Genomic DNA, 4,971 nt, shown 5'->3' with positions numbered 1-4,971 from the left:
CGTTCAGCAGTGAGGGTTTCCAGCATCTCCGCCCAAGCCTCCGGGAAAGTAGCGGTTAGGCGCTCGCGGACATAGGAAGCCGCTGCTGGGCTGCCCCCGCCAGTGCCCGCACTCAACACCAATCGTCCACGACGCACAATGGCAGGGGTATGGAAGTCACAAAGGGGCAGAACATCTTCAGTATTGAGGAGGACTTTCGCGGCCCGTGCCGCCGCGCCCAAAAGCTTTGCTTCAGCGGGCTCAAGATCTGCAACCCACATTACTTGCAAGCCCGTAAGATCATCCAGATTAGGCAGGCGACCAATCAGCTCAGAGCCAGCAGCTGCTGCAAGCTCTGGCTCTGGTCTATCGGAAAAAATCAAGGGTGTGGTCCCTAAACCCTGCAACCAGCCTAGGCGACGAAGGGTCAGTGTGCCCCGTCCGACTAAGCCGATCCGGGTGTGCATTGGGTCTAAATGAATAGGAATCATACCGCCACCTACATCTTTTGCAGCACCCTTTAGGCGGCTTTGCGTTGAGAATGAACCCCAAGGGGCTTTTGCTCTCTCATTGGGACCTTATGTCGCGCCAGTTACGGCTTCGATTGCTCGACGAGGCCCAAAAACTAGAGCAAACAAAGTATTCACAATTTCTTGAACGAGGATTGAGGCCCGATGGCACGCTTGCATGGACATACCGAACGCCACGCCATTGCGCGGATTGGCTGGCTTCGTGCCGCCGTGCTCGGTGCCAATGACGGCATTGTATCCACCGCCAGCCTGATTGTGGGCGTCGCCGCGGCGGCGGCAACCAGGGACTCGATTCTGCTAACCGGCGTGGCAGGACTTGTGGCCGGTGCCATGTCGATGGCGGCTGGCGAATATGTCTCCGTTAGCTCGCAAGCCGATAGCGAGGCCGCCGACATCTCCAAAGAGCGGCAAGAACTGCTTGATACGCCCGACCATGAACTTGCAGAACTGACCGCGATCTATGTCGCCCGAGGCTTGGAAAAGGAACTCGCCCATCAAGTCGCCGTCCAAATGACAGCCCATGATGCGTTGGCTGCCCATACGCGCGACGAATTGGGCATTAGCGAGCATAGCACCGCCAAGCCCATTCAGGCCGCTTTGACATCAGCCGCCACATTCAGCATCGGGGCGGCCTTGCCCTTGGCAACAAGTGTGCTGGTTCCAGCGGCAATGATTATTCCGGCGGTATCAATCGGGGCGCTCTTGTTCCTCGGCGTGCTAGGTGGGTTGGGTGCCACAACCGGAGGAGCGAAGCCGTTACCGGCGGTCTTGCGTGTGACTTTCTGGGGCGCTTTGGCCATGGGTTTGACGGCGGGCATTGGCCATTTGATCGGGGCCGCGATTTAAAGCGTCGAAAGACTTCCCAAAGACTTCAACACGATGCCTGCTGAAAATGAGTGTTCTTCGAGTGTGTCATTTTAGCAATGATGGCGAAGAAATGCGCACTCACTGCCGTCACAATACCACAGATTGCCTCCCCGGCGGCATTCCAATGCCCTCTGCCGCGGTTCTAACGCTTGCGCGGCTGTGCAACACGAGATTAGTATATCCTTCCTGATGGGGGCATCGGCAGGTTTGGCGCATCAGTCCTAGCCGCAACTCCCTCACGTTTTTACGTTTTCGCGTTGAGCTTTAGGAGAGTACGCCATGAAACTTCGCAATTGGGCACAGGTGGGTTTGATGACCTGCTTGGCAGGTCCGGCCTTCGCACAAACTGTTGCAGCCACATCAGCAGCAGAGGCCAAACCGGTCGAGACCATCATCGTGACCGGGTCGAGTATCCGCCGTCAGGTAGAGACTAGCGCCTTGCCGTTGCAAATTGTCAGTCGCGAAGACTTAAAGCGCGAAGGCATTTCCAGCCCTGAACAATTGATCGCCTATTTGACGGCGAACGTTGCAGGGGTCGACAACCTTGCCTCAAACGCCGACGTGACAGAAAACCGGGGTGCTCGCGGTGGTTCCTTTGCCAACTTGCGTGGCCAAGGCTCTGCCGGCACCTTGATCTTGCTGAATGGCCGCCGTGTTGCAGCCCACGGGATCAATGGTGGCGCGGTTGATATCAACCAATTGCCGATTACCGCCATGCAGCGCATCGACGTCCTGAAAGATGGGGCATCGGCGATTTATGGTACCGATGCCATCGGTGGCGTGATCAATTTCATCACCCGGACAGACTATCAGGGGATGAACGCCCGCGTGTTCACTGACGTGACCGAACAAGGTGGTGGCAACATCTATCAAGCCTCCCTGCTGGGCGGCTATGGCGATTTGGCAAGCCAGAATTTCAACATTATGGCGACCGTCAGCTATCGCAAGAATGAAGAATTGCTGGCAACCCAACGAGATTTTGTCGATGGGTTCCAAACAAATCGCGGCCTTTCAAATGACACGCGCGGCACGCCATTCGGCACCATCTTCCCGCTTAACACCACGGCAACCGCGCCCTTCACACCAAACGGCACACTGTTTGGTACGACAACCAACGCACCCTTTGTGCCTGGTTCAACCACCTTGCGCTTGGTTGGCGGCGTAAACCCGCTGGCTCTGCCGGGCGGGCTTGGCTGTTCGGCCATCAAAGACATGGACGATTATGCCGAGCAATTGTGGTTTTCGGCCAGCACATCAGCGACGGCGAGTTTGGCGTGTGCTTGGGATACCGGCAATCAGGCAAGCATCCAACAGGAACAAGAAACTACCAATGCCCTCGTGCGTGGTGTATTCCGGCTGGGCGAACATGAGTTTGTTGGCGAATTTACCGCCTCGGACGCAACAGCTAATAACCGCTTCTCCCACATCCAGTTGATCCCCAATGCTACCGCCATTTCGGGAGCCGATTCAACTTCTCTGAATTTTGCTTACTTCCGGGTGCCGGGCGTCAACGAAGCGGTCTATGATCGAATTGCCAATGCGCTTGTGGCCGCTTTCCCAACGGACACGGCATTGGCTGGGCGGCGCGCTCTGAACCTCCCGATTGCCATGCGCTGGCGCTGCATCGAATGCGGACGCCGCGAAATCAGCACCAATACCAAAACCAGCCGCTTCTTCTTTGGTGCGGATGGCCCATTGCCATTCGGCGACTGGAATTATCGTTTTGGTGCTTCCCAAGCGACCAGCGAAGCGGAATCCACGCTTGGCAGTGGCTATTATTACCGAAATGCCTTCTCGGTGAACGGGGTTCAAAGAAACAATGGCATTGTGAACGTCTTCAACTCTGGCGTCCTCAACCCATTCTTATTGCCCGGCCAAGAGCAAACGGCAGCCGCTTTGGCCGCACTTGAAACCGCTTCCGCCCGTGGCGTGACTTTGTTTGGTGGTAAGTTCACCGTCACCCAGTTTGACGGCTCTATGTCGGGTCCGATCTTTGATCTGCCCGGTGGCAAGGCCTATGCGGCAATCGGTGTTGATTTCCGTACCGAGGAGTACGCATTCAATGGCGACCAACGCGTCGCGGCAGAGCGTTCAAACATTCTCGGTGCCCCGTTTGACCAAGCCAACGTATTGAGCGGCGTCAGCCGTGACGTTAAGGCTGTGTTTGCCGAAATGGTTTTCCCGGTTCTGGACAATTTGGAATTCACCATTGCTGGTCGCGTCGACGAATATGACGGATTTGGCCGCACCACCAATCCGAAATACTCCCTCAAGTATCAGCCAATGGACAGGTTGCTGTTCCGCGGCTCGTACAGCACCGGTTTCCGTGTGCCTTCGTTCAACCAAATCTATAACGGCGTGACAGCAGTTGATTTGGCGCTAGGTGCGGCTGTGGTCGATCCGAAAACTTGCCCGACCTTGGTCGTCTCAACCCTCGCAGGCTGTGGCAACATTCTTGATCTTGGCCCAGTGCGGGAACTTACCGGCGGCAATTTGCAATTGGGACCCGAAGAAGCCGAGAACGCGACCTTTGGATTTGTATTGAACCTTGCCCAGAACGCGACGATATCGGTTGACTGGTGGCAAATCGAGCGGACCGGCACTATCGCTTCGCTCACCCGCACCCAGCTGATGCAAAATTACGTCGACTTTGAGGACAAGTTCCAGCGCGATCCAGTCTCGGGCCGGATTGTTGCGATTGACCGCCGAATTCTCAATGCTGGCGGCAATTTGATGGAAGGCCTTGAGATCGGTCTGCGCAATAATGGTGAGTTCATGGGCACAAAGTGGAGTGCCGGTCTGGACGGAACGCACATTTTGAACCGTCAGTCCAAGCTGCTGCCCGCGGCCGACTATGGACTAAACGAAGTTGATAAATGGACGCGCTTTCAAGATCTTACTCTGTCCTGGCGGCACAATGCATATTTGACACTGACACGCGGAGACTGGAGTGCAACCCTGTCGCAAGCCTATCGACCCAGTTACCTCGATAATGCGAACTATCTGGGCATTGCCTCGGGTGTCGTTATTCCATCCGATTATCAACAGCGGGTTGAAAGCTACACCACCTACAATACGACGGTGACCTATCGTGGTATCAAAAACATGGTGATTACCGGCGGGATCAAAAATCTTCTCAACACCGATCCCCCGTTCACACTGGGTTATGATTCGGACCTAGGGAGTGGCAGCTCGTGGGAGCCGCGTTTGGCCGATCCACGTGGACGGGCCTTCACCCTGAACTTGGAGTACGAATTCTAAATCCAAATTGGATCATTTCACAAACGAAAACGGGGCCCAGAGGCCCCGTTTTTATTTGTGGATCAGCTGCCCGAAGGCTAAATACCGTTTTAGCGGCTGCCGACTGAGGTACCAATCGAGTTGAAGCGGGTGCCCATATTGTTGCCAAGACGGGTCAACGAGGAGATCAGCACGACAGCGATCAAGGCTGCGATCAGGCCATATTCAATGGCAGTCGCCCCAGATTCGCCCTTACGAAACTTTTGCAAAAACTTTTTCAACGGTCTCTTCCTTCTGACATGCGCGCACCAGATGGCATCTACTAAGCGAGTTGCCTTTCTCTGCATGGTCACCA

General features: G+C 55.5%; 4 protein-coding genes. 2 read left to right on the top strand and 2 right to left on the bottom strand.

What is annotated here, in order from left to right:
* Window positions 1–470 (bottom strand): bifunctional precorrin-2 dehydrogenase/sirohydrochlorin ferrochelatase (locus ACIQ20_RS16655; RefSeq protein WP_395782301.1); only part of this gene is annotated, 470 nt, incomplete at its 3' end.
* Window positions 471–653: 183 nt separating this feature from the next.
* On the opposite strand from ACIQ20_RS16655, the gene ACIQ20_RS16650 reads away from it, so the two are divergent.
* Both ACIQ20_RS16650 and ACIQ20_RS16645 read left to right on the top strand, forming a co-directional pair.
* Window positions 654–1,355, top strand: a complete 702-nt coding sequence (locus ACIQ20_RS16650; RefSeq protein ID WP_395782299.1) for a VIT family protein — start codon at window positions 654–656, stop codon at window positions 1,353–1,355.
* Window positions 1,356–1,655: 300 nt separating this feature from the next.
* Complete coding sequence (locus tag ACIQ20_RS16645) at window positions 1,656–4,637, top strand: TonB-dependent receptor domain-containing protein (protein WP_395782297.1); 2,982 nt, start codon at window positions 1,656–1,658, stop codon at window positions 4,635–4,637.
* An 89-nt stretch (window positions 4,638–4,726) separates the two neighbouring features.
* Here ACIQ20_RS16645 and ACIQ20_RS16640 read toward each other — a convergent pair whose 3' ends face one another.
* Window positions 4,727–4,897: a Flp family type IVb pilin gene (locus ACIQ20_RS16640; RefSeq protein WP_395779466.1), complete on the bottom strand. Its 171-nt coding sequence runs from the start codon at window positions 4,895–4,897 to the stop codon at window positions 4,727–4,729.
* Window positions 4,898–4,971 lie beyond the last annotated feature (74 nt).

Source organism: Aquidulcibacter sp. (assembly GCF_044346625.1).
Classification (GTDB): Bacteria; Pseudomonadota; Alphaproteobacteria; order Caulobacterales; family Aquidulcibacteraceae; genus Aquidulcibacter.
This window is presented reverse-complemented; position numbering and strand designations above follow the sequence as displayed.

Bases quoted from the DNA above. Each gene is read 5' to 3' on its own strand.
- ACIQ20_RS16645 (WP_395782297.1), top strand. From the start codon at position 1,656: ATGAAACTTCGCAATTGGGCACAGGTGGGTTTGATGACCTGCTTGGCA.
- ACIQ20_RS16650 (WP_395782299.1), top strand. From the start codon at position 654: ATGGCACGCTTGCATGGACATACCGAACGCCACGCCATTGCGCGGATT.